Below are 25,584 nucleotides of genomic sequence, written 5' to 3' on the forward strand. Positions count from 1 at the left end.
TATGATATACGAATTAACGATAAAAATCCTTACAGCACTTTTTTAAATCTCAAACGTACGGAGTTAATGGCCAGTACCACATCGGATAATCCCATAATAAGGGCGCCGATAATGGGGTTGAGATAGCCTAAAGCAGCCACGGGAATGGCCACCACATTGTATATAAACGCCCAGAAGAGGTTCTGTTTAATGGTGAGGTAGGTATGTTTACCCAGGCCCATCGCTAATGGCAAAGCCCCGAGATGATTGTTCAGCAATATCACATTGGCACTTTGCATGGCCACCTGCGTGGAATCGCTGAGGGAAATACCGATGCTGGCTTTGGCCAGTGCGGGCGCATCATTGATGCCATCTCCTATCATAGCGGTAGGAGCTGTTTGCATGAGACCGTCTATTTTATGCAACTTTTGCTGTGGGGACTGTTCTGCATATACTTCATCAATACCTAACTCCTGCGCAATCAGGTCACATTTGCGTTTCATATCACCACTGAGCAAAATGGTGCGGATGCCATTCTTCTTCAGCTGTGCGATCACGCTCTTTGCCTCAGGACGCAGCTCATCAATGAAATCTATCCAGCCTGCCAGCACGCCGTTCTTCAACAGGTAAATATTATGCGTATCGTCTGTTGTGGCGTTCTTTGCCATGATATAGGAACCCAGCTGCCATTCATTACCTTCTTTATCCACTGCTTTCATACCAATGCCCTTTTGTTCCCGTATCTGCTGCAGAGCTACTTCCGGCAAGCCTTTCCATAAAGCAGTAATAGAACGGGCAATAGGATGGGAAGAGAATTTTTCCAGGCTCAGTACGGTAGATTTAAAAGCAGCATCGTCCATATCGATCGCTTTCCATTCTCCTAGTTGCAGTTTACCCGTAGTAAGTGTACCTGTTTTATCAAATACCATCTGGCGGATGTTGCGGAACATTTCCAGTGTATTCGCTCCTTTTATAAGAATGCCATTCCGCGCGGCGCGGCCAAGCCCTACCATTACAGCAGCCGGTGTAGCTAATCCCATTGCACAGGGGCAGGCAATAACCAGCACGGCTACACTTCGCATAATGGCAATATCCAGTGTAGTGTTTCCAACAAAGTACCAGCCCAGGAAAGTGGCCAGTGCAATACCCAGCACCAGGGGTACAAAAATGGCGCTGATCTTATCCGCCAGTTTCTGCATGGGCGGTTTATTGCTCTGCGCCTGTTTTACCAGGTCAATAATATAAGAGAGCACTGTATCCTTGCCAACGGCGGTGATATACATTTTAAGGCTGCCGTTTTCCAGGATGGTGCCGCCTATTACTTTATCCTTTTCATTTTTCGCCACCGGTTCACTTTCCCCGGTGATCATAGATTCATTCACATGCCCGCTGCCCCAGTAAATGGTACCATCCATGGGGATCTTATCCCCGGTATTCACTAAAACACGGTCTCCCGTGCGGAGGTCGTTATTATGCACTTCGTCTATATGCTCCACTCCCTCTGCATTGGCATGAATACGCCGGGCCATGGTATGCTGCATCTTTGCCAGTTCTGCAATAGCGGTGGTGGTAGATTTAACAGACCTTTCCTCCAGCAGGTTACCCAGGAAAACGAGGGTAAGGATGGCGGCAGTGGTTTCATAGAACAGGTAATCTGCTCCCAGGTGCTGCAATGTACCGGTAAGGCTGTAAGCAAATGCTGCTGTGGCACCGATGGTGATGAGCACATCCATATTGGCCATCCCGTTCCGCAGGGAGCGGAAAGCGCTGCGGCCAAAATGCGCCATGCCCACCAGGTATACCGGCGTGGTTAAAGCTAATTGTACCCATGCATTATGCAGCCAATGCCAGTTCACCCACATATGCAGCAGCAAAGGGGCGGTGAAGATGGCGCAGAAGATGAACTTAAAAGTGAGTGTAGTATACACAGGACGCTTTTTAGCCCCCTGGTTGGGAAGGATCACCTCATACCCCAGGTTATTGATCCCGTTGATCACATCCTCCGCATCTGTGCCCTGCGGCACATTGAAGCTCAGCTCTTCCGTAGCCACACTGATGGCCACATCTTCCATGCCTTTTTTTTCCAGGTATTTGGAGATGGTAAGCGCACAGCTGGAACAGTTCATTCCTTTTACTTTACAACTGATCGTTTCCATATTCCAAAATTACCACATAGCTGATCTTTTCATAATGAAATTAATGCAACGGAGGTGCTTTTTACCCATACTGGCAGCGGCATTCAGGGCCATAGAGGCCATTTAAGGGGAAGCAGGACTTTTAATGCAACGGAATTGCTAATTTTAGCTTCTGATCAGGTATTATCGTTTATGAGACTGACGTTTTCACATGCAGAGCTTACCCAGACAGCTGAACGCTTCTGGGAAACATTCCCCCGCCAGCACGTATTTGCCCTTAACGGAGAAATGGGCGCAGGAAAGACCACTTTCGTGAAAGCTTTATGCGCAGCCAAAGGGGTGGAAGACACCACCGGCAGCCCCACTTTTTCCATCATTAATGAATACCGTTTTAAGGATGGCGGCTCCCGGGAAAGGATCATTTACCACCTGGACCTCTACCGGCTAAAAAGCCTGGAAGAGGCTGTGGAGGCTGGCGTAGAAGATTGCCTCTATCACCCGGATGCCATTTGTTTTGTAGAATGGCCGGAGATGGTAGCCCCTCTTTTACCTGCGGACACTGTACACCTTTTCTTATCCGTTACGCCTGACCATAGGCGAAAACTTATTGCCGGTTCTGCGAACCCCGGTGAATTTGAGCTGTCCCTTCAATAATAAATGTATCTTTGAAAGAGACCTAACACAATTGTCTACGATTATGGAGCAAAGGCAAAAACCTGTTGTGAGTGCCGGTTTTACTTATTCACCACTGGAAGAAACGCTGGATTATCCACAAAAAAATTCCCGTTTATTCATCGGCATACCAAAGGAAACTTCTTTCCAGGAAAGCCGGATAGCGCTAACGCCAGATGCGGTGAGCATTCTTAGCAATAATGGCCACCACATTGTAGTAGAGCATAAAGCGGGGGATGGTTCCCACTTTTATGATACAGACTATTCAGAGGCCGGCGCCGAAATAGTATACGATAAGAAAGAAGTGTTCAAAGCAGACATCATCGTTAAATCAGCTCCGCTGAATGATGAAGAAATAGAACTGCTGCATCCTCACCAGATCGTTATTTCCCCCATCCATCTCTCCATGCTCAAAGCGGAGCAGTTACAGCAGATGATGAATAAAAGGATCACCCTGCTCTCCTTCGAGAACCTGAAAGACGATTCAGGTACTTATCCCATTGTACGGGCCATGAGTGAGATCGCAGGAGGTGCAGTGATGCTGATCGCTGGCCAGTACCTTAGTAACAGTAATAAAGGGAAGGGGATACTGCTGGGAGGTATCACAGGTATCCCTCCTACCAAAGTAGTGATCATCGGGGCAGGTATTGTTGGGGAATTTGCTGCCCGCACTGCACTGGCGCTGGGTTCTTCCGTAAAAGTATTCGACAATAACATCTATAAATTAAAAAGGCTGCAGAACAACATCGGCGTACGGATATTTACTTCTGTGATCCAGCCCCGTGCCCTGGCAGAACAGTTACGCAATGCAGATGTAGCCGTGGGGGCCCTTTCTTCTCAAAGCGGCCGTACCCCCATTGTGGTAACTGAATCCATGGTAAGCAATATGAAAGCCGGCGCCGTGATCGTGGATGTAAGTATCGACCGCGGAGGCTGTTTTGAAACCTCTGAGGTAACCACCCACGAAAACCCCATCTTCAAGAAATACGATGTGATCCACTATTGCGTGCCCAATATCCCTTCCGGGTTTGCGGGTACCGCTTCCCAGGCCATCAGTAATGTACTGATGCCTTTGCTGCTGGAAGCTGCAGACGATGGCGGATTTGAAAATCTTGTATGGATCAAGAGAGGGGTGCGCAACGGTATCTATCTTTATAAAGGAGCGCTCACCAATTACCACCTGAGCGAGAAATTCAAACTGAAATATACAGACCTGGAACTGCTGCTGGCCGTAAAAGGTTAGGGCGCCATTTCTTTCAGGTCCTTTTCCAGTTTCTGGAACACCTTATACATCTTCACGTAGGGAGACTGTCCTTCTGCGGCTTTAAGACATAACATGCTCCTGAAACGGGCATATAATTCCTTATAGCGGGCATCCCCTTCCAGGCGCAGGATCACCAGTTCCCGCATGGTAGCAGTATTGCCGTTATTGCCTATTAATTCCGGATGTAATTCCATGGGAGTGGAGGATAACCAGTTGTTTACCTCTTTTAAAGAAGGGAATTCTGCCAGTACCGGCAGCCGATCATACACAAATTGCTTCACCTCTTCAGGTGTGCTGAGCTGAATTTTTTCAGGATGTACGCGAAGAAGGGTATAGAATTGCTCAGCGTCTCCACCCATAATTTCGATGAAGAACCTTTCTACCCGGGAAAAGCGTTTGAAAAAGGTTAGCCCCTGTAACAGGAAAGCCGTATCGTATTTGAAGAAAACACCTTCAGTTACTTCCTCCCCCTCTTTAATAAGCCTGATCTGCCCTTTTGCTGCCTGCAATTCATAACCTTCTTTCAGCTGAACAGCCTGCCTCAGGGATTCGAGGAATGCATCGTTTTTCATAGGATTCATTACCTGCAATATATAAAAATAATTTATATATCACATACCCTACACGCTCATTTTATAGCCGGCAAAAAAGCCTGCCAGGATGATAACACCTACTATGATGCGGTAATAGCCCCAGATCCTGAATCCGTATTTCTGCAAAGCGCCGATGAAGAACTTGATAGCCAGCATGGCTACAATAAATGCTACCACATTACCGATCAGCAGGAGTTTGATATTCTCACCGGAACTCAGCAGCAGGTCATGGTGTTTTAAGATCTTATAACCGGTGGCAGCTGCCATGGTAGGTACAGCCAGGAAAAAAGAAAATTCGGCAGCGGCATGGCGGGTAAGCTTTTGCTGCATACCCCCAATAATAGTGGCAGCACTTCTGCTAACGCCGGGGATCAGCGCAATACACTGATAGAAGCCAATTCGGATAGCCTTGAAATAGTCCATCTTTTCATCTGAATCGATGGTGGGGTTCTGGAACCATTTATCCACGAACAGCAGCACGATCCCTCCCAGCAACAGGGCCAGCCCTACTACTTCCGGTTTCTCCAGCATACTGTCTATATAGTCCCCGAACAGGTAACCCAGGATCAGCGCGGGCAAAACACCCAGGAACAATTTAAAGTAGAAATCCGGCTTACTGAAGTTGAAGAACTTTTTCCAGTAAAGCACTACTACCGCCAGGATGGCTCCCAGCTGTACGCACACCTCAAATAGTTTGGTGAATTCGTCTTTATTGATGCCCATCAGGCTGCTGGCAATGATCATATGACCGGTGGAAGACACCGGGATAAATTCCGTTAATCCTTCTACTATTGCAATGATAATGGCTTCTATTGTGCTCATGGTGCTTACAAATAAGAAAAGCGATGAGGGACCCATCGCTATATTTAAGTTATCTTTTTAACATTATTGTTTCGGCTTGCGCATGATGGCAAAGATCTCTACCACCAGGCCCAGCAGGATAACGATGGGAGCCAGGGTAATACGGCGGAAGCTGTATACTTCCTTAGGATCAAAACGGGTAGGATCATCTCCACCACCGCCCATCATCAACAGGAAGCCGATCACGATCAGTACCACACCTGCCAGCATCAGCTGATAATTGCTTTTGCCGAAAAGGCTGCGTTCTTCTGTTGTGTGTTTAATTTCTTTAGACATATATGCAAATTAACTTTTAATCAATAAAGATCATCCAGTTTCAGTTTCAGGTATTTCATTACGGAGCGGTGTGTACTCACCAGCGAAATACCAATACCTATCACAATCAGCCCCAGGAACAATAACCCGGTGATGAAGTAATCCCGCATTCCCCTTAAACCAATAAGGCTGGATTCCGCATAATAGATCAGTACCACCAGGCCGGCAATGGCCAAAAGTGCGCTGAGACCACCATTAATAATGCTCCTTATATCAAAGGGCTTGGCAATGAACCAGCGGGTAGCCCCTACCATTTGCATGGTTTTGATGAGGAAACGGTTGCTGAACATCGCCAGGCGGATGGTGTTATCGATCAGGAACAATACCACAATAGCCATTACGATACTGATCACCAGGATCACCAGTCCTATCTGTTTGGCCTTATCCAGCACTTCACTCACCAGGGTACGCTGATAGTAAAGTTCCCGGACCATACTGCGGCCTGCTATATTTTGCTCGATCATCTTCAGGCTGTCCGGATGTACATACCGGGCATAGAGGCTGATATCGATACTGGAATATAAGGGATTGAAACCCAGCACGGCAAAATTCTCGTCCGGGTTCTCTTTTTTGAACTTTTCAGCCGCCATCTCTTTGGATACGTACTGGATCTTTTTCACGGCTGGCAGAACGGCCAGTGAATCTTTTAACAACAAGGCCTGGTTTTCCTTCACGTTATCCCTCAGGATCACCTGCAGCTCAATGCTTTCCTTGTAGTAATCGCTTAGGTTTTTGGCGTAGATCATGAACAGACCAAGAACCCCAAGCAACAAAAGCACGAGGGTGATGCCTATTATGGAATACAAGTAAGAAGGCTTCGATTTCTTAGCTGACGATTTCCCTGATTGAGCCATTCATCTATAGTTTATGGGCGAAAATAATAAAAATTGGCAGTTATGTTTACTTTTGCCCTCCCAAACGGTATTTTAACATTTTTTATTATATAGGTTTTGCGCCGCTTTGGAAATTGAGGAACAAAGATTTAAATTACTGAAAGCGCGCGACAATCAAAGATTTAAGTATGGAATACAATTTCAGGCAAATAGAAAGGAAATGGCAGCAACGCTGGGTGGACACCCAGGCTTATCTTGTCAGCAACAGCAGTACCAAACCAAAGTGTTATGTGCTGGACATGTTCCCCTACCCCTCCGGGGCCGGTTTGCACGTAGGGCATCCCCTGGGTTATATTGCCTCAGATATCTATGCCCGTTTTAAACGCCTGAAGGGCTTTAACGTATTGCACCCCATGGGATATGACGCTTTTGGCCTTCCTGCGGAACAATATGCCCTGGAAACCGGTCAGCATCCCGCAGTAACTACAGAAGAAAATATCCAGGCTTTCCGGAAACAACTGGATAATATCGGGTTTTGTTACGACTGGAGCCGGGAAATTCAGACCAGCCAACCAACTTATTATAAATGGACCCAGCAGATCTTCCTCCAGCTGTTCGACAGCTGGTATAACCGCCATGCAGGAAAAGCAGAGCCAATAGATCTCCTGGTACGCATCTTTGAAGCCTCCGGCAACCACCATCATGAATGCCCCGGGGACCGCAGCATCCGTTTCAGCGCTGAAACCTGGAATGAATCCACTTACGAGCAGCAACAGGAGATCCTGATGCAATACCGCCTTGGCTATCTCGCCTATGCAGAAGTGAACTGGTGCCCTGCGTTGGGAACCGTATTGGCTAATGACGAAGTGATCAACGGCGTAAGTGAACGTGGCGGCCATCCCGTACAGAAAAAGAAAATGCGCCAATGGTTCCTGCGCATCACAGAATATGCAGACCGTTTGCTGAAAGGCCTCGATGAGATCACTTTCAGCGATGCCATGAAAGATATGCAGCGTAACTGGATCGGTAAAAGCCAGGGAGCCGAGATCAAGTTCAATATAACAGGCTCCCTCGAAAGCGTAGTGGTATACACCACCCGCCCCGATACCATTTTCGGCGTAGACTTCATGGTAATAGCTCCGGAACATGACCTGGTAGACAGCATTACTACAGACGAACAAACAGAAGCAGTTACTGCTTATAAGGAATATGTGCAAAGCCGTTCTGAAAGAGAACGGATGGCAGAAGTGAAACAGATCACCGGTTGCTTTACCGGCGCTTATGCTGTAAACCCTTTTGATGGCCGTAAAATTCCCATCTGGATCTCTGAATACGTACTGGCAGGATACGGCACCGGTGCTATCATGGCTGTTCCATGTGGCGATCAGCGCGATTTCAACTTCGCAAACCACTTCTCCATTCCCATCACCAACATCCTGGGCGATGCGTTTGATGGTAAAGAAGCTAACCCAACGAAAGAAGGAAAACTCTTCAACAGCGATTTCATTACCGGTATGGAAATGAAAGAAGCAATGGAGGCTGTGATCACTAAAATAGAGAACCTGGGGATCGGTAAAAGACAGATCAATTACAGGATGCGGGATGCAGGATTCAGCCGCCAGCGTTACTGGGGAGAACCCTTCCCCATAGTATTCCGCAATGGTATTCCGGAAGCGATGGATGTAAAAGACCTTCCGCTGGAACTCCCTCACGTAGAACACTACACGCCGGGTGAAGATGGCGAAGGCCCGCTGGCCAATATCAAAGAATGGGTAAACCTGCCCGCAGCGCCCGGTTCCTCTTTACGCCGCGAAACCAATACCATGCCCGGTTATGCCGGCAGCAGCTGGTATTTCCTCCGGTATATGGACCCTCATAACACCGAAACCTTCTGCGACCGTAAGATCTCAGATTACTGGGGCCAGGTGGATCTTTATATCGGCGGTACAGAACATGCCGTAGGGCATTTGCTCTACTCCCGCATGTGGACGAAAGTATTGTACGACCTCGGGCACATCGGGTTCGATGAACCTTATAAGAAACTGGTGAACCAGGGTATGATACAAGGCAGCTCCCGCCTGGTTTACAGGGTAAGGGGCACCAACCAGTTCGTATCCGCAGGTTTGCGTGCTCAATACGAAACAGATGAGATCCATGTGGATGTGAATATTGTAGACGGCCTGGAACTCGATACCACCGCCTTCAAAAACTGGCGCCAGGATTTTGCTACTGCACAATTCATTCTGGAGAACGGTAAATACATTTGCGGAACACTCACGGAGAAAATGAGCAAACGCCTTTTCAATACCGTGAACCCCAACGTGATCGTGGAAAAGTTCGGAGCAGATACCTTCCGGATGTATGAGATGTTCCTGGGCCCGGTAGAGCAAAGCAAGCCATGGGAAACCAAGGGCATTGAAGGTGTACACCGTTTCCTGAAAAAATTCTGGCGTCTTTTTGCAGACGAACAGAAAGGATTGGTGGTGAAGAATGATGCACCCACTGCTGAAGAACTGAAGGTATTGCATAATACCATCCGTAAGATAGAAGATGATACAGAAAGACTTTCGTTCAATACAGCTGTGAGTACTTTCATGATCTGTGTAAATGAACTCACAGATCTCAAATGCAACAAGAAAGCGGTCCTTGAACAGCTGTTAATCCTTCTTACCCCCTACGCGCCGCATGTTAGTGAAGAGTTATGGTCTTTGATCGGCAACAGCGGCTCTATACTGGATGCGCCATTCCCGGTATTTGAAGAGAAATATGTAACAGAAAGTGCGAAAGAATATCCTGTTTCCGTAAATGGTAAACTGCGTACAACAATCAATATTTCACTGGATGCAAGTGTGGAAGAAGTGGAAAAGATAGCGCTGGGGAATGAGGTGATTCAAAGATGGCTGGAAGGTAAAACACCTAAGAAAGTGATCTTTGTAAAAGGTAAGATGATCAACGTAGTAGTGTAAACATATCCAGGGCAGATCAAATGATCTGCCCTGGCATTTTAAAAGCTCCCGCAACTGCGTTCCAAAGAAAAACATCCCCTATTTGTATGAATGGTTTCCGCAACCGCCAATTCCTTCTTAATTTACCCCCGCAACCAAACAAAACCCGTCTCATGAGATCTATACTTACAGGCATGCTGGCCACAGCCTTAACCCTGCCAGCCAGCGCCCAAAGCACAGCAACCTATTTCACTACTTACCCTACCTTAACCCCCGATGGCAAAACCGTTGTGTTCAGTTATGAAGGGGACCTCTGGAAAGCAGATGTACAGAACCCTCAGGCAGTGCGCCTTACCGCCATGCAGGGAACTGAAATTGCCCCGAAAGTATCCCCGGATGGCAAATGGATTGCCTTCACGGCTTTCCAGTACGGCAATGCAGATGTTTTTCTGTTACCCATCAACGGCGGGGAAGTAAAACAACTCACGGTTCATGAAACCACCGATCTGATGGAATCCTGGAGCTGGGACTCCAAATCTGTTTACATTTCTTCCAACCGTGAGGGCAATGCAACCAGCTTTAAAGTAAGTATAGAAGGTACTACCCCGGTAAGGGTGTTTGATCATTACTTCAACCTCATTCACAATGTAACGGAACATCCCAGCAGCGGAGAGTTATTCTTCAATGATACCTGGGAAAGCAGCTTTGCCGCTAACCGTAAACGGTATAAAGGAGAATTTAACCCGGATATCCAGTCTTACATTCCTGCTACAAAAGCCTATAAACGTTATACAACATACATTGGCAAAGACCTCTGGCCTACCATCAACCGCAAGGGAGAGATCTTTTTTGCCTCTGACGAAGCGAATGGAGAATACAATCTCTATACTTTCGTGAACGGTCAGAAAAAAGCCCTGACTAACTTTCCGACCTCTATCAAACGCCCCTCCGCCAATGCCAATGGCGGCAAAGTGGTTTTTGAAAAAGATTACCAGATATGGATCTATGATGTTGCCTCCGGCAAATCAGAAAAGCTGGAGATCAATCTCTTCCGCAACCCTGTTCTGCCTAAAGAGCAAGCGTTTGAGGTGCGTGACAGGATCTCTTATTATGATGTATCGCCCGATGGCAAAAAACTCGCTTTCATTTCCAGGGGAGAGATCTTTGTTTCCGATATCGAAGGCAAATTCATCCGCCAGATCCCCCGCTCCGCAGAACGTGCTGTTCAGGTACAGTGGCTGGCGGATAACCGTACGCTGCTTTTCAACCAAACCGTTGATGGTTACCTGAACTGGTTCACCGTTTCAGCAGATGGCAAAGGAACGCCCAAACAACACACCAGCGATAAAAGGAATAACCGCGCCCTGAATGTCAATAAAGACCGTACACAGGCGGTATATCTCAGTGGCCGTGATGAAGTACGGGTAATGGACCTGAAAACACTGGAATCCAAAACTGTTGCAAAGGATGAAATATGGGCTTTCCAGAATGCAGAACCCAGCTTCTCTCCCAATGGTGAGTATGTACTCTTCACTGCTTACCGCAACTTTGAGCAGGACGTGCTGGTACATAACCTGAAAAAGAATACCACTACCAATCTCACCAATACAGGGGTTACAGAAACCTCTCCGTTATGGTCTCCGGACGGGAAATATATTTATTTCAATTCTTCCCGCACCAAACCTGCCTATCCTTTTGGTTTGAGCAATGCCAAAATATACCGTGTTGCATTGGATAAGTTTGATGATCCTTTCCGTGCGGATAAGTTTGACGAGCTCTTCAAAAAAGAAGAGAAGAAAGAAGATAAGAAAGACGAAAAGAAAGATACCGCCAAACCTGCCCCCGTACCCAATACCATCAATATTAATACTGCCCGGATCATGGAACGGGTAGAAAGGATCAGCCCTGATTTCGGCACACAATATGGCCCCATGCTTGTTTCACAAAAAGGAGACAAAACCACTGTTTTCTATGTATCTAACCACGATGGCAGGTTCAGTGCCTGGAAAACAGTATTGGAACCATTTGAAGCCCCTAAAACAGAAAAGATCGCCGGCACCGAATCCGGCGCTGATGAAATAAAAGAAGTGGACGGCAAACTGTTTGTACTGGTTGGCGGCAACATTCACAAACTGAATGCAGATGCTAACAAGGTAGACAAGATTGATATCGGCCAATCTTTTTACCGCAACCTCAGCCAGGAATTCGATCAGATCTTCTACGAAACCTGGGCCAATGTGGAAGAGAACTTCTACAATGCAGAATTTCACGGTACCAATTGGGCCAAACTGCGGGACCAATACAGCAAATATCTTCCTTATATCAATAACCGGGCAGACCTCCGCACGATGCTGAACGACCTGCTGGGCGAACTGAACTCTTCGCATCTTGGCTTCAACTCTTATGGCGCAGAAGAAAACATTACCCTTAGCTACCGTACCATGGAAACGGGTATCCTCTTTGACGAGAAGCAACCTTATACCGTATCCCGCATCCTGGCAAACAGTAATGCAGATAAGCAAAACATAACCGTACAAAGCGGTGATGTACTCACCAGGGTAAACGGCGTTGTGGTAGACAAAACCCGCAACAGGGATATCTACTTTACCCGCCCTGCCATGGAAAGAGAGATCACGCTTACATTTGAGCGCGGTGGCAAACCTTACGATGTAAGGCTGCATCCGCAAAGCCCTGGCGCTAATAATAACCAGCTCTACGATGAATGGATCTATGGCAATGAGCAGCGGGTGAACAAACTCAGCAATAACAAGATCGCTTACACCTATATGAAGAACATGGGTGGCGGTGAGCTGGAAAAATTCCTCATCGATATGGCCGGCAAACTGGGCAGCAAAGACGCGCTGATCCTTGACCTCCGTTACAATACCGGTGGTAATGTACACGATGAAGTATTGAAATTCCTTTCCCAACGCCCTTACCTGCAATGGCAATACCGTGAAGGAAAATTATCCCCGCAACCCAACTTTGCCCCTGCCGGTAAGCCAATCGTATTACTGATCAACGAGCAATCGCTTAGTGATGCCGAAATGACAGCCGCTGGTTTCAAAGCTTTGAAACTGGGCAAGATCATCGGCACGGAATCTTACCGCTGGATCATTTTCACTTCCGGCAAAGGACTCGTAGACGGATCTTTCTATCGCTTACCATCCTGGGGATGTTATACCCTCGATGGAAAAAACCTCGAGAAAGAAGGTGTAGCACCAGACATCTATGTGAAGACCTCCTTCACCGACCGGCTGGAAGACAAAGACCCACAACTGGAAAGAGCCGTACAGGAAATACTAAAAGACCTGAAATAAGATATCATCATGAAAGGGCCGGAATTTCCGGCTCTTTCTTTATACCCCGGCGCCAGGTTTCAAGGAAATGCAGTAATTCACTCACAGCCACTCCCATAGCCCTTAATGCATTCATGATTATATACGCGGGTACCGGATCTGCGGACATCCGTAAAACAATAGGCCGCAACTTTCCCTCCTTACACCACTTTTCATGCCCGCAGGGAATACATCCAAAGCGATATCCCTGCTCCTGTAAAAAAGACCGGAAAGCATCCAGGGGAACATCTGACAATGCAATAAAATTCATACTGTAATATTTAAGGTTAACAATACAATTGATCTCCCCCCATCAGCCAAACAAACCTCCCTCTGGCCATTTGATCCGGCAACCGATCTGGTAAACACCACTGCCACTCTCAATACACTTTTCCAAACCACCTAAACCACTCTTCAGCAGATCAGGCGGAACCACATGATGCGGCCCGATCATCCAGCCATGTGATTCCATATCTTTAATCAATCCCCGCTCTTTCATCAGCCGATCAAAATAGATCTTCAGCGTTAACAGCAACGACGCTTTTGCCTCCTCCTTTGTAATGCCATATCCTGTAATATCCAGCGCAGGAACATGTGCATGGTAATAAGCCTGATCATCTCTGAAAAGTATCCCCGGCAGATAAGTGCTGTTGGTATGCATACCGGTCATTGAAATTATCTTTGGCATCTGATAATGATTTTATAACATCAAATCTATCTCAAAATGTATAGTATGCATTCAAAATACACTAACACTTTATCACTCTCAGACAACAATATCTCGGTATTGGAAAATCCAATGTAAAAACGCTATCTTGTTATATCATGAAAAAATCCACCGCTACACTCCTGTTATGCCTCATCATCGCTGTATCAGCCATGGCACAGGACAACAGCCTGCAGGTAATGACCTTCAACATCCGCTATAATAATGCGGGCGATAGCATTAATGCATGGCCCAACCGTAAGGACAAAGTATCCTCACAGGTACTGTTCCATCATCCGCATATCCTTGGCGTACAGGAAGCGCTCTGGGATCAGATCACTGATCTCTCCGCAGCACTTACGCAATATAAACATGTAGGCGTGGGCCGGGACGATGGTGATAAAAAAGGAGAATTCTCCGCTATCTTTTATGACACTACCCGCCTGATGTTATTAGATACTAAAACCTTCTGGCTCTCTGAAACACCGGATAAAGTGGGCAGCAAAGGATGGGACGCGCAACTCCCGCGGATTGTTACCTATGCCCGTTTTAAAGACAGGAAAACAAAAAAGGAATTCTATCATTTTAATACCCACTTTGATCACAGGGGAAGGGTTGCCCGCCGTGAAAGTGCTAAACTGCTGCTGCAAAAAGTAAATGCTATTGCAGGAAAAATACCCGCCGTGATCACAGGTGATTTCAACGCCAAACCAAACGATGAACCCATTGAGGTAATTGTGGATGCACAGAACCCATTACACCTGAAAGATGCCAAGCCCCTCAGCAAAATACCGCATTACGGACCCAACAGTACTTTCAATAGTTTCGGGCCAAAAGAGATCGGGAACGAACCAATTGATTATATCTTCCTGAAAGGCGCCAACTGGGCGGTATGGCAACATGCCTGCATCACGCAGTCATGGGCTGGCTTATTTGCTTCAGACCACTTCGCACAATTTGCAATCCTTACTTTAGGAAAATAAAAAAAGGGGCCTCTTAAAACAAGGCCCCTTTTTTTATTTATTCTCTTCTGCTATCCGTGTAGGTGTATCCTTCCCTCCCACAATACTTTTAGCACTTACCGCAATCGCTTCAATAATATCTGCGATGTTCTTCATATCCATACTTTCTATTTCATCATTCACGGAATGATACAAAGTATCCTTATCTATCTGCGTAGTGGAAATAGTATGTGCCGGCACACCCAGCCTGGCCAGTGTGGCGTTATCTGAACGATAGAATAAACGCTGCTCCGGATAAGGGTCCGGATGGAATTGAAAACTGGAGCCATCCAGGTTCTTTTGCAGGATCTTCCCAAAATCAGATCGCTCATAACCGGTAATGAATGCACTGTTCCTCCCAAACTTCGATTCCTTGCCGATCATCTCGATATTAAACATTGCAACGATCTTAGCGGGATCCAGTTGTTTGGAGAAATAACGGGAACCGAAACCGCCGATCTCTTCTGCGGTAAAAGCAGTAAAGATCACACTGCGCTCCGGGGGGTGTTTCGCAAAATGATCCGCCAGCAGGATCACGGCTGTAACGCCGGATGCATCATCGTCCGCACCATTGGCAATACTATCTTCTTCCACTGCTTTGAGGATGCCAATGTGATCGTAGTGTGCAGAAAAGATCACATATTCATCCGGTTTGCTGCTGCCTTTGATCATACCGGTTACATTGTGCAGGAACTGGGCACTTTGATCTGCAGGCACTGAATCCAGTGCATAGATCTTTCTGCCCACTGTGGCAAAACGCTGCCGGAAATCCTGCGCACCGGGCAGGGGTATCAACCCGGCTTTTGCAAATTCTGATTCTATAAACAAGGATGCTTTTTCAATACCGGGAGAATAGGTATTACGGCCTTGCAGACTGTCTGCAGCCAATACACTGATAATGCGGTTAACTTCCTGTTCATTGATCTGTTGTGCTTTTAATGGTGCTATCCCTGCCAGTAGCAGACCGAACAGGGCGGGTAGTTTAATTTTCATGAGCAGATGCTGATTTGCTTAAAAATACTAGATTCTAACTACATTTGATGAATCCGAAAGGTGATCTAATGAGCAATTCAAACATAAGACCAGATGAGAACCGGCTAAGCGCCGCAGAGAAGGAGTTCGAAAATAGTATCCGGCCTAAAGAAATCCTCGATTTTTCCGGCCAGGAACAGATCATTGTGAACCTGAAGGTCTTTATCCAGGCAGCCAAACTGCGGGACGAAGCATTGGACCACATCCTTTTCCACGGCCCTCCGGGTTTAGGGAAAACTACACTTTCCCGTATTGTTGCCAATGAATTAGGGGTGAACATCCGCGAAACTTCAGGGCCTGTTATTGAAAAACCCGGCGATCTCGCAGGGCTGCTCACTAACCTTGAACCTAAAGACGTACTGTTCATAGATGAAATACACCGCCTGAGTACAGTAGTGGAGGAATACCTGTATTCTGCCATGGAGGATTACCGCATTGATATCATGATCGATTCCGGCCCCAATGCCCGTTCCGTACAGATCAATCTTCATCCTTTCACATTGATCGGTGCCACCACCCGTTCCGGATTACTCACATCACCACTCTTAAGCAGGTTCGGGATCAAATCCCGCCTGGAATATTATAATTCTGCCACCCTGCAAAAGATCCTCTGGCGCGCTGCAGGATTGCTGGGCACTAAGATCACTTCAGATGCCGCAATGGAAATTGCACGCCGTTCCCGTGGCACTCCACGTATTGCCAATGGACTTTTACGCCGTGTACGGGATTTTGCGCAGGTGATCGGGAATGGCGTGATAGATATGGAAATTGCGCAATACAGCCTGAAAGCATTGAGTGTGGATGAATACGGACTGGATGAAATGGATAACCGCATCCTGAATGTGATCATTGAAAATTTTAAGGGAGGCCCTGTTGGACTTACCACCATTGCCACAGCTGTAGGAGAAGAAGCCGGCACGCTGGAAGAGGTGTATGAGCCATTCCTGATCCAGGAAGGGTTTATTAAACGTACACCGCGGGGAAGGGAAGTAACAGAGAAAGCGTATACGCATATGGGTAAAACACCGCTGCGGGGCCCTAATATGTTATTCTAAAAAAAGGCGGGCTTTAAAAGCCCGCCTTTTTTTATGCTAGTCCTTTACAACGAGCCGGAACCCATTCCCATGGATATTCACGATCTCGATATTGGTATCTTCTTTCAGGTATTTCCTTAGTTTGGCAATATACACATCCATGCTTCTGCCATTGAAATAAGTATCGCTACCCCAGATCTTCTTCAAAGCAACTTCACGTGGCAGCAGATCGTTCTTATGTTCGCAAAGCATATGCAGCAGCTCATTCTCTTTCGGAGAAAGCGTATGGGATTCGCCATCCTTTACCAGGGTACGGAGGCGTGAATTGAAAGCGTAGGAGCCTATGCTGAACTCAAAGGTTTCTTCTTCCTTATTATTCAGCTCCTGGTTGCGTTTCAGGATGGCTTTTATTTTGAGCAGCAGCAATTCACTGTCGAAAGGTTTGGAGATATAATCATCCGCACCCAGTTTATAACCCTGGATAATGTCCTCCTTCATGGTTTTGGCAGAAAGGAAGAAGAGTGGAATATCCGGGTCAACGTCCCTGATCTCTTCAGCCAGTTTAAAACCGTCCATATTGGGCATCATGATATCCAGCAGGCATATATCAAATTTCTCTCTCCTGAAAGCAGCAAGGGCCAGAATGCCATCCCTGCAAAGTTCTACCTCATAATCGTTCAGCTCCAGGTAATTCTTCAGTACCATGCCAAGGTTGGTATCGTCTTCCGCCAACAGTATCTTAGGTTTACGTTCTTCCATAATTTAAAAGCTTTTAGCCTGGAACAAATATAACTTATCTTTTCTTCACCAGAGAGGTCAGATCGTAGCGGAGGTTGGCATAGTTGATCATATCCACTTTAATGCTTCCTACGGAGATAGGGCTGTCTATACGAAGTGGTATCTTATTCCCGTCGTCACTCACCCAAACACTCATATCCTCCCCTCCTTTGAATGTGTTTCCCTTTATCAGCAGGGGTTTGAACTTGATAGCCCTGAACTTGCCATAACGGGTATCCACCTCTTCCTTACCCATGTAACGGATGTAAATTTCGTACACTTCATCGTCCAGGAACATACTGAAGGGGATCTTGTCCCCCGGCTTATATTTGGAGAAATCGATATTACGGGCATAGAAAATAGCGCTGATCACATCCTGGACACAGGCAGGCACTTTAAAAGTGCCGTTGGTGCTGGTAGCACTGGATGCTTCCCGGTTAAAGCCAACATTATTATAGATCTTGTATCCTCCCTCATTCACATTCCGGATAAAACGGATAGGCAGCATGGTAGCGGTATCTATATAAGTTTCGTAGCGGTCCCGCACTTTAAAGATCCAGTCGTAGGTACGATAGGTACGCCCATCTCCTACTATATGATAAGCATCTTTACCATTATACTTTTCAAGTGTACAATTAATAACGGCTTCCCCGGCGCCCACAAACATGCTGCCGAGGTTATAGAATACTTTCAGGGTGAAGGATTCGCCTGCTTTGAAGCTGGTATTCTTTATCCCGCAGAAGTTATCCTGCGCTTGAGAGCGTTCAGAAGAAAGGGTTAACCCGATAAGTAACATTAAAAAATACTTCATCGATCAATCGCTATTTATCCTTGAAAATTTTTACGTCGAGGAGCAAAATACTGCCAATAACGGCGGGTAATACCAGGTTAATGAGCCAAATGGCCACAGTTGCTGCCAGAATTCCGGCTGCGTTAGCGCTTAACAGCCCCAGGAAGCTCACGCTCACTTTGCCTCGGATGCCTATTTCGGCAATAGCTATGGTAGGTACCATGGCCATTACAAGGTAGATAACATTGATCATAAAGAACCCCTGCCACCACACAAATGTTACACCCAACGCATATAATAAAATCAAATATTGTGCCGTAAAAACCACGTACCGTATGGCACTCAGGAGTAAAAGCTTCTCCAGTTCACGGGGTGAATAACGGGCTATTATTTGTACAAACACTTTCACTTTTCGCAACCAGGGGATCCTCTCAAATATAGCTACGATGATCCGTAACCGAAAATAGAGCATTAGCACCAAAACTATGATCACCGGAAGAATTGCTAACAATAATTTCTCCTTAAAATGGGGAACGAACTGGTGATCGTTCTCATTCATGGCATAGCTATTAATGTAATAGATCAACCCGATCATGCCGAACACAATGGTAGTGATCAGTTGCGAAAAGCTACCTACAATGGTAGCCGCAATGGCTTTCAGCTTGTTACGATTATTCAGGTAAAGGATGCGGCCGCCATACTCCCCCATCCTGTTGGGGGTGTTTACAGATAAGGAAACACCACTCAGTATAGCACCAAAGGCTCTGTAAAAAGGCACTTCTTCCAGCGGCTGCACCAGCAACTGCCATTTCCGGGCTTCCAGCCCCCAGTTGGCGAACATGAGCACGGTCACTATTAGTAAAAGAAAGAAACCTTTCTGTACCAGGGACTCTTTCATGTGCTGCCAGGCAGCGGGAAGGTCTGGCTGATGCTGTATCTGCTGATACAAAGCAAAGGTTAACCAGATGAAGAGGGCTGCCCCCAGAACGTAATTGAGTATTAATTTGGTACTTTTGTTCAGACGTACAGATTTTGGCAAAAATAACTTTCGCTTGGCAAACAACACTAAAATAATTCTAGGCATCGATCCAGGTACTATTATCATGGGTTATGGTTTGATTGCCGTTACCGGCCAAAAAGTTCAGATCATTGAAATGAATGTACTAAAGCTCAACCCTAAGAAAGATCATTACGAAAGGCTGCAAAAGATCCACCACTGCATGAATGAGCTCATTCAGAAACACCAGCCTCACAGTTGCGCCATCGAAGCCCCCTTCTTTGGGAAGAATGTTCAGAGTATGCTAAAATTGGGCCGGGCTCAGGGAGTAGCTATTGCCACCGCCATGCAGGCCGGGGTACAGGTAGCTGAATATTCCCCTAAAAAAGTAAAGCAATCCATCACCGGCAACGGTAATGCCAATAAGGAGCAGGTCTGGCAAATGCTGCAAAGGATCCTCCTGTTCTCCGAGCAACCTGAGTACCTGGATGCTACGGATGCCCTGGCAGTGGCGGTTTGTCATCATTTTCAGGAAAATAATCCCCTCGCAGGTATCGGAAAGGCAAAGGGTTGGGATAAATTCCTGCAACAGCACCCTGAAAGAGTATCAAAGGGTTAGCCAGCCTTTTGAACAAATAGACGATAGCTGCTGTTTGTTAATTGGGAAAATGTACTTATTTTGAACTAAATTATGGCTGAGTCACTTAAAGAACACGTATTAAGTGAATGTTACACATGTTAAAATGATTATTTATATCTTTTATCACCCCTAATATTTTTCGTAGATGGATACGAAGGCTAGAATATTACTAGTGGAGGATGATTATAACCTGGGTGCAATTACCAAAAAGCGGTTGGAAGAATCCGGATACGAGGTGACCCACTGTTCAGATGGAGAGATAGCTTGGAAAACGTTTCAGAAAAGCCTGTACGATATATGCCTGCTGGATGTTGTAATGCCTAAGAAAAACGGCTTCGAACTGGCAAAGCAGATCAGGCAACGGAACGACTTGATCCCTATACTGTTCCTCACATCCAAATCCCTGGATGAGGATAAGATCAGCGGGTTCAAACATGGTGCTGACGACTATGTTACCAAGCCTTTCAGCATGCAGGAATTATTACTCCGTATTGAAGTTTTCCTGAAACGTACCCGTCCGCTCAATGCAGACAAACGGACTACGTTCGCCGTAGGCAAAACCACTTTTGATTATGGAGAACTTAAGCTGACGGACAAAAGCGGCAAATTAAAAGCCTCCCTTACACAAAAGGAAGCAGACCTCCTGAAGTTCTTTTGCGAGAACGCCAATAAAACGCTTAAACGCGAAGAGATCCTATACCACGTCTGGGGAAAGGACGATTATTTCCTCGGCCGGAGCATGGACGTTTTTATCACCAAGATCAGAAAACACTTCAGTGACGATAAAGAAGTAAAACTCGAAACACTCCACGGGATCGGCTTCAAGTTCTATGTCTCAACTTTATAACTGAGCCAGGATAGATTCCTGTATTCCCCTGAATTCTTCCGGAGATAACTTCAGTTTGGAACGGGTAAAATTAAGGTCATCAGCAGAGTTGATGGGCACCAGGTGCATATGCGCATGTGGTACCTCCAGCCCTACCACGCTCAATCCTACACGGTTACAGGGAATCGCCTTTTCTATAGCCCTTGCAATAGGTTTTGCAAACAATAACCATTCCTGCAGCAGATCGTCCGCTACATCAAAAAATTTATCGGTCTCCACTTTAGGCACTATCAGCGTATGCCCTTTCACTAACGGAAAAATATCCAGGAAAGCATAGAACCGGTCGTTCTCAGCAATACGGTAACTGGGAATTTCGCCTTTGATAATTTTTGAAAAGATGGTCATAACGGGTTGAGTTAAAAAAGGCCCCCCGGTCTCATCGGAAGGCCTTCATGCTGTAAAGTTATTTTACTCAGATAGAGATCTGTTCTATCTTGAATTTCATATTATTCCCATTAGGCGCCAGGATATTGGCTTCCTCTCCCACTTTCTTACCCAGCAATCCTTTTCCGATCGGGGAAGTAACAGAGATCTTACCCAGCTTCAGGTCCGCTTCGGATTCTGAAACCAGCTGATAAGTAAGGGTTTTCTTATTCGCGAGATTGGTGATAGTTACTTTGCAAAGCACAGATACTTTGGAAGTATCGATGGCATCTGCTGCCACAATCCTTGCAGTAGCGATCGCATTTTCCAGGACGGCGATCTTGGCTTCATGCATGCCTTGTGCTTCCTTTGCTGCATCGTATTCTGCATTCTCTTTCAAATCCCCTTTTTCACGTGCTTCGGAAATAGCTTTGGCAATCTCTGAGCGGCCTTTTGTTTTAAGCTGCGTAAGTTCATCCCTCATTGAATCAAGGGTTTCCTTGGTTACATAATTTACGCCTGACATAACCTTTATGATTTAGTATGAGAAAAAAAAATTAACGCCCCCGCTTGCGCAAAGACGTCATTAAGTAGTGATGATTGCAAATATAACTAAAATTTATTCCGATCCCTAGCCCGTTTCACATATAAAATTCACTAATACAGAGAAGCTAAACGTTTAGCTTCTTAAGTACGATCTGCGCCATTTTTATACTGGCTTCATGAGAATATCCTGCTATATGCGGGGTGAGGATCACGCGGTCATTTTGCAGTAAATACCGGAACTGTTCCTTTTCTGTTTCACTGAATGTTTCCAGTTTTTCGTTTTCCAATACATCAAGACAAGCACCTGCAATCTTTCCGGATTCCAGCGCCGCCACAAGGTCAGCCGTGCTTACCACTTTACCGCGGGAAGTATTCATCAGGCAGACCGGTTTTGCAAATGAACTGAAGAAAGCAGTGTTCCCCAGGTGCCGGGTTTCTTCTGTAAGCGGCAGATGCAAACTCACCACATCCGCTTCCCGGAAAATGGTGTCCATATCTGTTTCCGTTACAAGATCATTACCATACCCTTTTTTATATTTATCGTAAGCCAGGATACGCATATCAAACCCGCGGAGCTTACGGGCAAATGCACTTCCCGTATGGCCATAACCAATAATACCAATGGTTTTGCCACCCAGTTCCCAGGCCCTGTTGCCATCCCGCTCCCAGATCCCTTCCCGCAATTGCAGGTTGCTGCGAAGCAGGTTATGCTGCAGCATAATGAGCATACCCACCGCCTGTTCGCCTACGGTATCCATATTTCCTTCAGGGCTGCTGGCACAATGAATACCTTTACTTTCTGCATAAGGTACGTCTATCAGTTCCATGCCGGACCCCAAACGCCCTATCCACTGCAGTTCCGCAGCACGGTCTATCATGGCCTTATCTACTTTAATACGGGTGGTTACGATCATGCCTTTTACATCATGTATCGCCTGCATCACCCCATCATAAGTAATGGAGGGCTGGTAATGAACGGTGTATCCTTTTGACTCAAGCTGATTGATCAGGTACTCATGTACTTTGGCGGTAATTAAAACTTTCTGACTCATAACATGTGTTCGGACAGGGCTACGAAATCTGCTACAGTAAGCTCTTCGGCCCTTTTAGTAAATATTGGTTGCTGTAAATATTCCTTATCAAAAAAACCTTTCAGCGGATTGCGCAATTGTTTACGACGCTGGCCGAATGCTGTTTTCACCAGTAAGGTGAACTTCTTTTCACTCTTCACAGCCAGCGGAGCATCCAGCCTGGTAAGGCGGATCACGCCGGATTTTACTTTCGGCGGAGGATTGAAGGCATCTTCCTGTACTTCAAAGAGGAATTCTATATCATAGAACCGTTGCAGGAATACGCTCAGGATCCCATAATCCTTATTTCCTTCCTTCGCTGCAATCCTTACTGCCACTTCTTTCTGGAACATACCCACCACTACAGGCACCTGCTCCCTCCAGTCCAGGATCCGGAACATGATCTGCGTGGAGATATTATAAGGGAAATTGCCGATCACGGAAAACTGGCCCTCATAAGGTACCGGCGTTTCCAGGAAACTATCCAGGATCAGCTTTCCCTGTATAGCCGGGAAGGTTTTCTCCAGGTATTGCACTTTCTCTGCATCCAGCTCTACCGCCTTAAAGTGAATATCCGGGATCTCCAGCAGGTATTTGGTGATGGCACCCGCTCCGGGTCCTACTTCCAGTACCTGCATACCCTTTTCCACAGGCAGCGATCCCACGATCTGTTTACAGATGTTCTCGTCTTTCAGGAAATGCTGACCCAGTGATTTCTTTAGCGTATACATTCGGCAAAATTAAGGAATACTACCGAGTTTGGCCGCCTCTCCTAATCTGTCAACAATTCCACGTATATTTGTCAGCATACTTTATCAGTAAAACGCATGAGTACAACAGCCTCCGCACAAATAAACCGGCCCGTGATCGGCATCTCCGTTGGAGATCTTAACAGTATTGGAACTGAAGTGATCATTAAGACCTTCGCTGACCCGCGTATGCTGGAACTATGTACGCCTGTGATATTTGCTTCCAACAAAACCATTAACTTCTACCGGAAGCTGCTCAACGAAAACAATTTCAATTACCAGAGCATAAAGGATTTTAACCGGCTGAACCCAAAGCAGGTGAGCGTTTTCAATTGCTGGGAGGAAGAAGTGCAGATCACACCTGGCATCCTGAACGAAACCGGCGGCAAATACGCAGCCCGTTCCCTGGCAGTTGCCATCGAATGCCTGAAGAATAAAGAGATCGACGGCCTGGTAACAGCCCCTATCCATAAAAAGAACATTCAAAGCGCGGATTTTAATTTCACCGGCCACACCCCTTACCTCCAGGATGCTTTCCAGAGTAAGGATGTGCTGATGTTTATGACCGCTGAGAACATGCGCGTGGGCCTGCTCACGGAACATGTACCCGTTGCCGAGATAGCGAAGTATGTAACAAAAGAAAATATCCTGAGCAAGCTGAATATCATGAAAGACAGCCTGGTGAAGGATTTTGGTATAGATAAACCCCGTATTGCCGTATTGGGCCTTAACCCGCATGCCGGCGATGAAGGCCTCATCGGCGATGAAGAGATCAAACACATCGGCCCTGCCATTAAACAAGCCAAACACAACGGCCTGCTTTGTTTTGGCCCCTATAGCGCAGATGCCTTCTTTGCAAGGGAAATGTTCCGCAAGTTCGATGGCGTACTGGCCATGTATCACGACCAGGGCCTGATCCCCTTCAAATCCTTAGCTACAGGAGAAGGTATCAACTTCACCGCGGGCCTTCCCATTGTACGCACTTCTCCTGATCACGGCACTGCATTTGACATTGCCGGTAAGAACACCGCAGATGCGTCTTCTTTCAGGCAGGCCGTATACACCTGCATAGACATTATTATGCAAAGGGAAGATTATGCAGAAGCTACCCGCAATCCGCTAAAGAAATCAGAACTGGCTTCGGAAGGTCTTTAATCTACAGATAGAACACTACCATTTCGATCAGGCCTTCCCCATCTTCATAATATACCTCATTCCGGCCATTGAGCTTGAATTCCACATCCTGCATGGAATCCACGCTGGCAACATCGCCATGCAGAACGGCCACGAGGTTAAAGATCTGCTGACGGCTGCAGCTATAAAGACTTCCCCCGATAAAAGCTTCCACACCTTTCTTTACGGCATACCAGGCAGGCAAAGTACTCTCAGGCATATATTCCTCAGGAAGGATATAATCCATCAGCACCACATTCGTTTTATTCACCGTTCTGAACAGCTGCATGATGTTGAGGAAATGTTCATCCCCGATATAAGGCAGCAGGCCTTCAAATATTACCAGCGTAGGAAAAGCAGGAGAATACCCCGCATCGCGGAGACGGTCCAGCAGATGCAGGGTATCTGTGATATCCGCCTGAATAAAATGTATCTTTTTATTATCGGGCAACAAACGTTCGTAGAGCTTTTGTTTTATCCCAAGGTGATCCATATCCACTTCAAAAATGCCGGATACTGCATGATCATACTGTTGCAGCAGATGCAAAGAGATCGGATCAAGCCCTGCACCTAAAATGCATACCTGTACAGGTGCATCTTCCGATAAATACTGATCCAGCAGATAACGGACAAAACGCTTGCGGCACAATACCGTATAGTCGAAGTCTTTATAAGATGCTTCCATCTTTTCAGAAAGCTGCTGAATTTCGCTAAAATCTATTTTTGATAAATAGGTCTTTTCCGGACCGCTTTCATATAGCGAGCGTGCATGGTATAGCACCAGAGCGGCTGTAGGAGCCACTTTCAGGGTATGGTCAACAAGTTCCATTATCTGTGTCTTTAAGATAATGAAGATAGGGATTAACGCTGCATTGATGTAACAGT

Annotated in this window: 25 protein-coding genes; 9 read left to right on the forward strand and 16 right to left on the reverse strand. The window is 46.4% G+C overall.

Annotation, left to right across the window (positions count from 1 at the left end):
- Nucleotides 1-29: 29 nt before the first annotated feature.
- Entirely contained in the window at nucleotides 30-2,135 is a 2,106-nt protein-coding gene (locus tag BUR42_RS18505) for a heavy metal translocating P-type ATPase (RefSeq protein ID WP_074240914.1), read from the reverse strand.
- A 171-nt stretch (nucleotides 2,136-2,306) separates the two neighbouring features.
- On the opposite strand from BUR42_RS18505, the gene tsaE reads away from it, so the two are divergent.
- The gene (gene tsaE, locus BUR42_RS18510) at nucleotides 2,307-2,768 is read left to right on the forward strand and encodes a tRNA (adenosine(37)-N6)-threonylcarbamoyltransferase complex ATPase subunit type 1 TsaE (protein ID WP_074240915.1); all 462 of its coding nucleotides are present in this window, start codon (nucleotides 2,307-2,309) and stop codon (nucleotides 2,766-2,768) included.
- 43 nt (nucleotides 2,769-2,811) lie between these two features.
- Nucleotides 2,812-4,029, forward strand: a complete 1,218-nt coding sequence (locus BUR42_RS18515) for an alanine dehydrogenase (protein ID WP_074240916.1) — start codon at nucleotides 2,812-2,814, stop codon at nucleotides 4,027-4,029.
- Here BUR42_RS18515 and BUR42_RS18520 read toward each other — a convergent pair.
- From BUR42_RS18520 to BUR42_RS18535, 4 genes are all read right to left on the reverse strand, one after another.
- Complete coding sequence (locus BUR42_RS18520; RefSeq protein ID WP_074240917.1) at nucleotides 4,026-4,631, reverse strand: hypothetical protein; 606 nt, start codon at nucleotides 4,629-4,631, stop codon at nucleotides 4,026-4,028. The genes BUR42_RS18515 and BUR42_RS18520 overlap by 4 nt on opposite strands.
- A 39-nt stretch (nucleotides 4,632-4,670) precedes the next feature.
- On the reverse strand, nucleotides 4,671-5,465 hold the full coding sequence (locus BUR42_RS18525) for an undecaprenyl-diphosphate phosphatase (protein WP_074240918.1): 795 nt from the start codon (nucleotides 5,463-5,465) through the stop codon (nucleotides 4,671-4,673).
- A gap of 63 nt (nucleotides 5,466-5,528) precedes the next feature.
- The gene (locus BUR42_RS18530) at nucleotides 5,529-5,780 is read right to left on the reverse strand and encodes a DUF3098 domain-containing protein (protein WP_074240919.1); all 252 of its coding nucleotides are present in this window, start codon (nucleotides 5,778-5,780) and stop codon (nucleotides 5,529-5,531) included.
- 20 nt (nucleotides 5,781-5,800) lie between these two features.
- Nucleotides 5,801-6,565, reverse strand: a complete 765-nt coding sequence (locus tag BUR42_RS18535; protein ID WP_084185695.1) for a cell division protein FtsX — start codon at nucleotides 6,563-6,565, stop codon at nucleotides 5,801-5,803.
- 275 nt (nucleotides 6,566-6,840) lie between these two features.
- On the opposite strand from BUR42_RS18535, the gene leuS reads away from it, so the two are divergent.
- Nucleotides 6,841-9,618, forward strand: a complete 2,778-nt coding sequence (leuS, locus tag BUR42_RS18540) for a leucine--tRNA ligase (protein WP_074240921.1) — start codon at nucleotides 6,841-6,843, stop codon at nucleotides 9,616-9,618.
- Nucleotides 9,619-9,770: 152 nt separating this feature from the next.
- A complete protein-coding gene (locus BUR42_RS18545) occupies nucleotides 9,771-12,917 on the forward strand; it encodes a S41 family peptidase (RefSeq protein ID WP_074243085.1) in 3,147 nt (1,048 codons plus the stop codon).
- 7 nt (nucleotides 12,918-12,924) lie between these two features.
- Here BUR42_RS18545 and BUR42_RS18550 read toward each other — a convergent pair whose 3' ends face one another.
- The gene (locus BUR42_RS18550; protein WP_074240922.1) at nucleotides 12,925-13,206 is read right to left on the reverse strand and encodes a hypothetical protein; all 282 of its coding nucleotides are present in this window, start codon (nucleotides 13,204-13,206) and stop codon (nucleotides 12,925-12,927) included.
- 42 nt (nucleotides 13,207-13,248) lie between these two features.
- The gene (locus BUR42_RS18555) at nucleotides 13,249-13,623 is read right to left on the reverse strand and encodes a hypothetical protein (protein ID WP_143197513.1); all 375 of its coding nucleotides are present in this window, start codon (nucleotides 13,621-13,623) and stop codon (nucleotides 13,249-13,251) included.
- A gap of 137 nt (nucleotides 13,624-13,760) precedes the next feature.
- On the opposite strand from BUR42_RS18555, the gene BUR42_RS18560 reads away from it, so the two are divergent.
- Nucleotides 13,761-14,624 carry an endonuclease/exonuclease/phosphatase family protein gene (locus BUR42_RS18560; RefSeq protein ID WP_074240924.1) on the forward strand — a complete coding sequence of 288 codons (864 nt, stop codon included), beginning with the start codon at nucleotides 13,761-13,763 and terminating at the stop codon, nucleotides 14,622-14,624.
- 33 nt (nucleotides 14,625-14,657) lie between these two features.
- On the opposite strand, the gene BUR42_RS18565 is transcribed toward BUR42_RS18560, so the two are convergent.
- Nucleotides 14,658-15,635: a M20/M25/M40 family metallo-hydrolase gene (locus BUR42_RS18565; protein ID WP_074240925.1), complete on the reverse strand. Its 978-nt coding sequence runs from the start codon at nucleotides 15,633-15,635 to the stop codon at nucleotides 14,658-14,660.
- A gap of 68 nt (nucleotides 15,636-15,703) precedes the next feature.
- Here BUR42_RS18565 and ruvB point away from each other — a divergent pair, with 68 nt between their 5' ends.
- Complete coding sequence (ruvB, locus tag BUR42_RS18570) at nucleotides 15,704-16,729, forward strand: Holliday junction branch migration DNA helicase RuvB (RefSeq protein WP_074243086.1); 1,026 nt, start codon at nucleotides 15,704-15,706, stop codon at nucleotides 16,727-16,729.
- A gap of 36 nt (nucleotides 16,730-16,765) precedes the next feature.
- Here the strand turns inward: ruvB and BUR42_RS18575 are convergent, their stop codons facing one another.
- The 3 genes from BUR42_RS18575 to BUR42_RS18585 are packed head-to-tail and all read right to left on the reverse strand — an operon-like array spanning nucleotide 16,766 to nucleotide 19,380.
- Complete coding sequence (locus tag BUR42_RS18575; RefSeq protein WP_074240926.1) at nucleotides 16,766-17,467, reverse strand: response regulator transcription factor; 702 nt, start codon at nucleotides 17,465-17,467, stop codon at nucleotides 16,766-16,768.
- Nucleotides 17,468-17,501: 34 nt separating this feature from the next.
- On the reverse strand, nucleotides 17,502-18,296 hold the full coding sequence (locus BUR42_RS18580) for a DUF3108 domain-containing protein (protein ID WP_074240927.1): 795 nt from the start codon (nucleotides 18,294-18,296) through the stop codon (nucleotides 17,502-17,504).
- 10 nt (nucleotides 18,297-18,306) lie between these two features.
- Complete coding sequence (locus BUR42_RS18585) at nucleotides 18,307-19,380, reverse strand: lysylphosphatidylglycerol synthase domain-containing protein (protein ID WP_084185696.1); 1,074 nt, start codon at nucleotides 19,378-19,380, stop codon at nucleotides 18,307-18,309.
- Between BUR42_RS18585 and ruvC the strand changes: the two genes are divergently transcribed.
- Together ruvC and BUR42_RS18595 are read left to right on the forward strand one after the other, a co-directional pair.
- Complete coding sequence (ruvC, locus tag BUR42_RS18590) at nucleotides 19,328-19,891, forward strand: crossover junction endodeoxyribonuclease RuvC (protein WP_200798320.1); 564 nt, start codon at nucleotides 19,328-19,330, stop codon at nucleotides 19,889-19,891. The genes BUR42_RS18585 and ruvC overlap by 53 nt on opposite strands.
- Before the next feature lie 166 nt (nucleotides 19,892-20,057).
- Nucleotides 20,058-20,759: a response regulator transcription factor gene (locus tag BUR42_RS18595; RefSeq protein ID WP_074240929.1), complete on the forward strand. Its 702-nt coding sequence runs from the start codon at nucleotides 20,058-20,060 to the stop codon at nucleotides 20,757-20,759.
- On the opposite strand, the gene BUR42_RS18600 is transcribed toward BUR42_RS18595, so the two are convergent.
- From BUR42_RS18600 to rsmA, 4 genes are all read right to left on the reverse strand, one after another.
- The gene (locus BUR42_RS18600; protein ID WP_074240930.1) at nucleotides 20,754-21,143 is read right to left on the reverse strand and encodes an HIT family protein; all 390 of its coding nucleotides are present in this window, start codon (nucleotides 21,141-21,143) and stop codon (nucleotides 20,754-20,756) included. The genes BUR42_RS18595 and BUR42_RS18600 overlap by 6 nt on opposite strands.
- 67 nt (nucleotides 21,144-21,210) lie before the next feature.
- On the reverse strand, nucleotides 21,211-21,687 hold the full coding sequence (gene greA / locus BUR42_RS18605) for a transcription elongation factor GreA (RefSeq protein ID WP_074240931.1): 477 nt from the start codon (nucleotides 21,685-21,687) through the stop codon (nucleotides 21,211-21,213).
- 145 nt (nucleotides 21,688-21,832) lie between these two features.
- Entirely contained in the window at nucleotides 21,833-22,759 is a 927-nt protein-coding gene (locus tag BUR42_RS18610) for an NAD(P)-dependent oxidoreductase (protein ID WP_074240932.1), read from the reverse strand.
- Entirely contained in the window at nucleotides 22,756-23,508 is a 753-nt protein-coding gene (rsmA, locus tag BUR42_RS18615; RefSeq protein WP_074240933.1) for a 16S rRNA (adenine(1518)-N(6)/adenine(1519)-N(6))-dimethyltransferase RsmA, read from the reverse strand. Before rsmA ends, BUR42_RS18610 begins: the two co-directional genes overlap by 4 nt.
- Nucleotides 23,509-23,604: 96 nt before the next feature.
- Between rsmA and pdxA the strand changes: the two genes are divergently transcribed.
- Nucleotides 23,605-24,681: a 4-hydroxythreonine-4-phosphate dehydrogenase PdxA gene (gene pdxA, locus BUR42_RS18620; RefSeq protein ID WP_074240934.1), complete on the forward strand. Its 1,077-nt coding sequence runs from the start codon at nucleotides 23,605-23,607 to the stop codon at nucleotides 24,679-24,681.
- Between the two features lies 1 nt (nucleotide 24,682).
- Here pdxA and BUR42_RS18625 read toward each other — a convergent pair whose 3' ends face one another.
- Nucleotides 24,683-25,528, reverse strand: coding sequence for a class I SAM-dependent methyltransferase (locus BUR42_RS18625; protein ID WP_074240935.1), 846 nt, complete (start codon nucleotides 25,526-25,528; stop codon nucleotides 24,683-24,685).
- Nucleotides 25,529-25,584 lie beyond the last annotated feature (56 nt).

Source organism: Chitinophaga niabensis (assembly GCF_900129465.1).
In the GTDB taxonomy this organism is placed as follows: domain Bacteria; phylum Bacteroidota; class Bacteroidia; order Chitinophagales; family Chitinophagaceae; genus Chitinophaga; species Chitinophaga niabensis.

Excerpts from the sequence above, each read along its gene's own strand:
- BUR42_RS18595 (WP_074240929.1), top strand. The coding sequence starts at position 20,058 with ATGGATACGAAGGCTAGAATATTACTAGTGGAGGATGATTATAACCTG.
- ruvB (WP_074243086.1), top strand. The coding sequence starts at position 15,704 with ATGAGCAATTCAAACATAAGACCAGATGAGAACCGGCTAAGCGCCGCA.
- leuS (WP_074240921.1), top strand. The coding sequence starts at position 6,841 with ATGGAATACAATTTCAGGCAAATAGAAAGGAAATGGCAGCAACGCTGG.
- BUR42_RS18535 (WP_084185695.1), bottom strand. The coding sequence starts at position 6,565 with ATGATCTACGCCAAAAACCTAAGCGATTACTACAAGGAAAGCATTGAG.
- tsaE (WP_074240915.1), top strand. The coding sequence starts at position 2,307 with ATGAGACTGACGTTTTCACATGCAGAGCTTACCCAGACAGCTGAACGC.
- BUR42_RS18515 (WP_074240916.1), top strand. The coding sequence starts at position 2,812 with ATGGAGCAAAGGCAAAAACCTGTTGTGAGTGCCGGTTTTACTTATTCA.
- BUR42_RS18565 (WP_074240925.1), bottom strand. The coding sequence starts at position 15,635 with ATGAAAATTAAACTACCCGCCCTGTTCGGTCTGCTACTGGCAGGGATA.
- BUR42_RS18580 (WP_074240927.1), bottom strand. The coding sequence starts at position 18,296 with ATGAAGTATTTTTTAATGTTACTTATCGGGTTAACCCTTTCTTCTGAA.
- BUR42_RS18505 (WP_074240914.1), bottom strand. The coding sequence starts at position 2,135 with ATGGAAACGATCAGTTGTAAAGTAAAAGGAATGAACTGTTCCAGCTGT.
- BUR42_RS18585 (WP_084185696.1), bottom strand. The coding sequence starts at position 19,380 with ATGATAATAGTACCTGGATCGATGCCTAGAATTATTTTAGTGTTGTTT.
- BUR42_RS18550 (WP_074240922.1), bottom strand. The coding sequence starts at position 13,206 with ATGAATTTTATTGCATTGTCAGATGTTCCCCTGGATGCTTTCCGGTCT.
- BUR42_RS18530 (WP_074240919.1), bottom strand. The coding sequence starts at position 5,780 with ATGTCTAAAGAAATTAAACACACAACAGAAGAACGCAGCCTTTTCGGC.
- BUR42_RS18610 (WP_074240932.1), bottom strand. The coding sequence starts at position 22,759 with ATGAGTCAGAAAGTTTTAATTACCGCCAAAGTACATGAGTACCTGATC.
- BUR42_RS18625 (WP_074240935.1), bottom strand. The coding sequence starts at position 25,528 with ATGGAACTTGTTGACCATACCCTGAAAGTGGCTCCTACAGCCGCTCTG.
- BUR42_RS18520 (WP_074240917.1), bottom strand. The coding sequence starts at position 4,631 with ATGAATCCTATGAAAAACGATGCATTCCTCGAATCCCTGAGGCAGGCT.
- BUR42_RS18575 (WP_074240926.1), bottom strand. The coding sequence starts at position 17,467 with ATGGAAGAACGTAAACCTAAGATACTGTTGGCGGAAGACGATACCAAC.
- BUR42_RS18600 (WP_074240930.1), bottom strand. The coding sequence starts at position 21,143 with ATGACCATCTTTTCAAAAATTATCAAAGGCGAAATTCCCAGTTACCGT.
- BUR42_RS18560 (WP_074240924.1), top strand. The coding sequence starts at position 13,761 with ATGAAAAAATCCACCGCTACACTCCTGTTATGCCTCATCATCGCTGTA.
- rsmA (WP_074240933.1), bottom strand. The coding sequence starts at position 23,508 with ATGTATACGCTAAAGAAATCACTGGGTCAGCATTTCCTGAAAGACGAG.
- pdxA (WP_074240934.1), top strand. The coding sequence starts at position 23,605 with ATGAGTACAACAGCCTCCGCACAAATAAACCGGCCCGTGATCGGCATC.
- BUR42_RS18525 (WP_074240918.1), bottom strand. The coding sequence starts at position 5,465 with ATGAGCACAATAGAAGCCATTATCATTGCAATAGTAGAAGGATTAACG.
- greA (WP_074240931.1), bottom strand. The coding sequence starts at position 21,687 with ATGTCAGGCGTAAATTATGTAACCAAGGAAACCCTTGATTCAATGAGG.
- BUR42_RS18545 (WP_074243085.1), top strand. The coding sequence starts at position 9,771 with ATGAGATCTATACTTACAGGCATGCTGGCCACAGCCTTAACCCTGCCA.
- BUR42_RS18555 (WP_143197513.1), bottom strand. The coding sequence starts at position 13,623 with ATGCCAAAGATAATTTCAATGACCGGTATGCATACCAACAGCACTTAT.